This window comes from Saccharopolyspora sp. (assembly GCF_017434145.1).
Classification (GTDB): Bacteria; Actinomycetota; Actinomycetes; order Mycobacteriales; family Pseudonocardiaceae; genus Saccharopolyspora_C; species Saccharopolyspora_C galaxeae.
This window is the reverse complement of sequence record NZ_JAFRFW010000798.1, coordinates 1-4,801: the sequence shown is the minus strand read 5'-3', so window position 1 is coordinate 4,801 and position 4,801 is coordinate 1. Positions and strand designations below refer to the sequence as shown.

The following is a 4,801-nucleotide window of genomic DNA, read 5'->3' as shown; positions in this document are numbered from 1 at the left end:
GCGTCAGCGAGATCCGCGTCGGTGGGGGTTTCGGGCAGTCGTGCACGCCCACCACCGGCCGCTCGGACTCGCGCACGTAAGGCGTGTCCGGGAACAGCGAAGCCGTGTGGCCTTCCTCGCCGACACCGAGCAGCAGCACGTCGAACCGCGGCGCCGGGAAGTCCGCGGACGCCTCCGCGACGGTGGCGAGCAGTTCCGCGTAGTGCGCGGCGGCCGCGTCCGCGTCCGCGCCGAACCTGCCGTCCGACGGAGCCATCGGGTGCACCCGCTCCGGCGTGACGCCGACGTGGTCCAGCAGCGCCTCGCGGGCCTGGGTCTCGTTGCGGTCCGGATCGCCGTCGGGCAGGAACCGCTCGTCGCCCCAGTAGAAGTCGACGGCCGCCCAGTCCACGGCCTCCCGCGCGGGCGAGACCCGCACCTGCTCCAGCACCCCGATACCCGTGCGGCCGCCGGTGAGCACCACCGAGGCGACCCCGTGCACCGACTGCACATCGACGATCCGGGTGATCAGCCGGGCGGCCGCCGCGGCCGCGAGGACATCGCCGTCGTCGTGCACGACGACCTGGTGCTGGGTCATGCGCTGCCTTCCACCGCTTCCGCGGGCTGCTCGTGCTGCTGCTCCGGGTGCTCGTCCGGTCCGGGCTCCGCGCCGCGGCGGATACCTGCCAGGCCGCCCAAGGTCGCCTCGTAGATCTCGTCCGCGTCCAGCCTGCGCAGCTCCTCGGCGAGGCAGTCCCGCACCTCGCGGCGCTGCAGCGCGATCCGGCGATCCGGCTGTCCTGGCTGGGTCAGCGTACCGACCTTGCCGTCCGGGCGGAGGATCTTGATCGAGCCCGACGGGCGGCGCAGCTCAGCCGAGACGATGCCCGGCCCGCGCGGGTGCTCCTCGCGCTGCACCGGCACGTTCAGGTAGGCGCCCAGCCAAGCCGCGAGCAGATCGGTCGACGGCGAATCCGGCGCGCCGCTGACGACCGCGGAAGTGATCGCCTCGTAGGGCGGCAGGTCCAGCGCCGCGGTCAGCATCGCCCGCCACGAGGTCAGCCGCGTCCACGCCAGGTCGGTGTCGCCCTCGGTGTAGGAACGCAGCCGCGTCTGCAGCGTCGCGATCGGGTCGTCCTCGGCCGCGGCGTCGGTGATCCGGCGGTGCGACAGCTGCCCGATCGGATCCGCGCCGGGACTCTCCGGCGCGTCGTGCGGCCACCACGCCACCACCGGCGCGTCCGGCAGCAGCAGCGGCACCACCGAACCGGCGCCCTCATCGGCCAGCTCCCCGTACAGCCGCAGCACCACGACCTCGGAGGCACCGGCGTCGCCGCCGATGCGGATCTGGGCGTCCAGCCGCGGAGCGGCCTCCTTGGCGCCGCGCGCGACGACGATCACCCGCGCCGGGTGCTCCCGGCTGGCCTCGTTGGCGGCTTGGATGGCAGGTTCGGTCTCCGCGCCGTCGCCGGTGACGATCACCAGCGTCAGCACCCGGCCGAGCGCGACCGCGCCACCGGTCTCGCGCAGCTCGACCATCTTCTTGTTGACCTGCGAAGTCGTGGTCGAAGGCAGGTCGATGATCACGGTCGCCTCCAGGCACGTCCGGTTCGGTTGAGCATCTCGTCCGCCGACGGCGGTCCCCAGGTGCCCGCCTTGTAGTCCTCCGGCGTCCCGTGCGCCGCCCAGTAGTCCAGCACCGGGTCGAGGATCTTCCAGGACTGCTCGACCTCGGCGTTGACCGGGAACAGCGACGGCTCGCCGAGCAGCACGTCCAGGATCAGCCGCTCGTAGGCCTCCGGGGACGACTCGGTGAACGCGTGGCCGTAGCCGAAGTCCATCGTCACGTCGCGCACCTCCATCGAGGTGCCCGGCACCTTGGAACCGAAGCGCATCGTCACGCCCTCGTCCGGCTGCACCCGGATCACCAGCGCGTTCTGCCCGAGCTCCTCGGTCATGGTGTCGTCGAAGGGCAGGTGCGGGGCGCGCTTGAACACCACCGCGATCTCGGTGACCCTGCGGCCCAGCCGCTTGCCGGTGCGCAGGTAGAACGGCACGCCGGCCCAGCGGCGGCTCTCCACCTCGAGGGTGATCGCCGCGAACGTCTCGGTGGTCGAGTCCGAGCTGAACCCGCCCTCCTCGTGCAGGCCCGGCACCAGCGAACCGCCCTGCCAGCCGCCGGTGTACTGGCCGCGCGCGGTGGTCTCGGCGAACGGGCCGACCGGCTTGGTCGCCGAGAGCACCTTCAGCTTCTCCGCGCGCAGGTCCTGCGGCGAGAAGCTGACCGGCTCCTCCATCGCGGTCAGCGCCATCAGCTGCAGCAGGTGGTTCTGGATCACGTCGCGGGCCGCGCCGATGCCGTCGTAGTAGCCCGCGCGCCCGCCGAGCCCGATGTCCTCGGCCATCGTGATCTGCACGTGGTCCACGTAGTGCGCGTTCCACAGCGGCTCGAACATCTGGTTCGCGAAGCGCAGCGCCATGATGTTCTGCACCGTCTCCTTGCCGAGGTAGTGGTCGATGCGGAACACCGACTCCTCGGGGAAGACGTCGTTGACGATGCCGTTGAGCTCCTGGGCGCTTTCCAGGTCGTGCCCGAACGGCTTCTCGATCACGATCCGGCGCCACTGGTCCGGGGTCTGGTCGGTCAGCCCGGAACGGGACAGCTGGGTCAGCACCGTCGGGAACGCCGAGGGCGGCACCGACAGGTAGAAGGCGTGGTTGCCGCCGGTGCCGCGCTCCTTGTCGAGCTGCTTGACGGTCTCGGCGAGCCGGTCGAACGCGGCCGGGTCGTCGAACGAGCCCGGCACGAAGCGGATGCCCTCGGCCAGCCGGTTCCACACGCTCTCGTGGAACGGCGTGCGCGCGTGCTCCTTGACCGCCTCGTAGACGACCTGCATGAAGTCCTGGTCTTCCCAGTCCCGCCGGGCGAACCCGGTCAGCGCGAAGCCCGGCGGCAGCAGCCCGCGGTTGGCCAGGTCGTAGATCGCCGGCATCAGCTTCTTGCGGGACAGGTCCCCGGTCACGCCGAAGATCGTCAGGCCGGACGGCCCGGCGATCCGCGGCAGCCGCTTGTCGCGTGGATCCCGTAGCGGGTTGCGCGGGAGATCTTGGGAGCTCACGCCCCACCCCTCTCGTCTTGCAGGTCCTGCACGGCCTTGACCAGCTCGACCAGGCCCGCGGCCCGGTCGGTCAGGTGCAGCCGCAGCACCGGGCGGCTGTGCTGGGCCAGGACCTGACCGTCGCCCAGCGCCTGCGCGCGCTGCAGCACCGCCAGCGAGTACGGCCGGTCCGGGACGTCCAGGTCTTCCTCGGATTCGCCGGTGATCTGCAGGAACGCGCCGTTCTGGTGGCCGCCCTTGTGGTACTGCCCGGTGGAGTGCAGGAAGCGCGGACCCCACCCGAAAGTCGTCTGCGAACCGGTGCGGCGGGCCAGCTCGGGCCGCAGCACCGCCGCCGAAGCGTCGTCCAGCCGGTCCAGGTACGCCTGCACCGCGAGGTAGCCGCTGCTCGGCGCGGACTTCACGAACGCGCGCAGCGCCTCGGAGACGGTGCCGACTCCGGCGCTGAACCACTCACCGCTGGCGTACACCTCGATCGAGCCGTCGACCAGCGACGGAGTCGTCACCGGGCCGCCCGCCGGGCCGTCCAGCAGCGCGCGGGAGGCCTGCTTCGCGGCTTCCACGTCGGGCTGGTCGAACGGGTTGATGCCCAACAGCCGCCCCACCAGCGCGGTGGCGAACTCCCACAGCAGGAACTGCGCGCCCAGCGGGCCGCGGGTCACCAGCTGCGCGCCGGCGACCTGGCCGCCGATCGCGACGGTCGTGGCGTCCGGCCCGGCGTCGGCGAAACCGGGAGCGTCGGCGTTCTCCACGACCACCGGCAGCAGGCCGGTGCCTTCCTTGCCGGTCGACTCGGCGATCAGCTGCTCGGCCCAGTCGCCGAAACCGGGGATGCCGGAGCCGCCGTCGGCCAGCACCACCTTCTCCGCGCCGCGTCCGTGCGCCGCGCCCCAGGCCGCGGCGAGCCGGGTCGCCGGGTTGTCCGCGTCATCGATGCTGACCGACCGGAACGCGGCGGCCGCGTCGTCCAGCAGCGTCGCGATGTCCGCGCCCGCCAGCCCGGCAGGGACCAGCCCGAACGCGGTCAGCGCGGAGTAGCGCCCGCCCACGTGCGGATCAGCGGTGAACACCCGCCGGTAGCCCGCTTCGTGCGCGGCGGACTCCATCGGTGACCCCGGGTCGGTGACCACCACGATGCGGGTTGCGGGATCGATTCCGTTCGCGGTGAACGCCGCCTCGAAGATGCGGCGGTGGCTGTCGGTCTCGACCGTGCTGCCCGACTTCGACGAGACCACCAGCACGGTGCTGTCCAGGTCGCCGGACAGCGCGTCGCCGACCTGCCCCGGATCGGTCGTGTCCAGCACCGTCAGCGGGACCCCGGCCGCGGCGGTGATCACCTCCGGTGCCAGCGAGGAGCCGCCCATGCCCGCCAGCACGATCCGGTCCAGGCCCTCGGACCGCAGCTCGGCGTGCAGCGCCTCGATCTCGGCGACCAGCGGGCGGGAGCTCTCGTGCAGCGTCGTCCAGGACAGCCGGATGGACGCCTCGTCCTCGGCTTCCGCGCCCCACAGCGTGGCGTCGCCCGCCGCCAGCTTGCTCGCAACCGCGTCGGCGGTGAGGTCCGCGGCCAGCGGCCGGGATTCGCCCGCCAGGCCCTCGTCTGCGATCTCGACTGAAGTTTCGGTTGCCATCTGCTTCCTTGTGCTCTCGATGATCGGACGTTCGGCGACGGCTGCGGTGGTTGTCGGGACATCGCCGGAGCG

Annotated in this window: 4 protein-coding genes; all 4 read right to left on the bottom strand. The window is 72.2% G+C overall.

What is annotated here, in order from left to right:
* The coding region (pgl, locus tag IJH84_RS21670) for a 6-phosphogluconolactonase (RefSeq protein WP_295148294.1) at positions 1-577 on the bottom strand (577 nt) is incomplete at its 3' end.
* Positions 574-1,566, bottom strand: coding sequence for a glucose-6-phosphate dehydrogenase assembly protein OpcA (opcA, locus tag IJH84_RS21665; RefSeq protein WP_200069756.1), 993 nt, complete (start codon positions 1,564-1,566; stop codon positions 574-576). The genes opcA and pgl, both read right to left, overlap by 4 nt.
* On the bottom strand, positions 1,563-3,098 hold the full coding sequence (gene zwf, locus IJH84_RS21660) for a glucose-6-phosphate dehydrogenase (RefSeq protein ID WP_200069755.1): 1,536 nt from the start codon (positions 3,096-3,098) through the stop codon (positions 1,563-1,565). The genes opcA and zwf overlap by 4 nt, the downstream gene beginning before the upstream one ends.
* Positions 3,095-4,729, bottom strand: a complete 1,635-nt coding sequence (locus IJH84_RS21655) for a glucose-6-phosphate isomerase (RefSeq protein ID WP_200069754.1) — start codon at positions 4,727-4,729, stop codon at positions 3,095-3,097. The genes zwf and IJH84_RS21655 overlap by 4 nt, the downstream gene beginning before the upstream one ends.
* Between the last annotated feature and the right edge of the window lie 72 nt (positions 4,730-4,801).

Excerpts from the sequence above, each read along its gene's own strand:
- IJH84_RS21655 (WP_200069754.1), bottom strand. The coding sequence starts at position 4,729 with ATGGCAACCGAAACTTCAGTCGAGATCGCAGACGAGGGCCTGGCGGGC.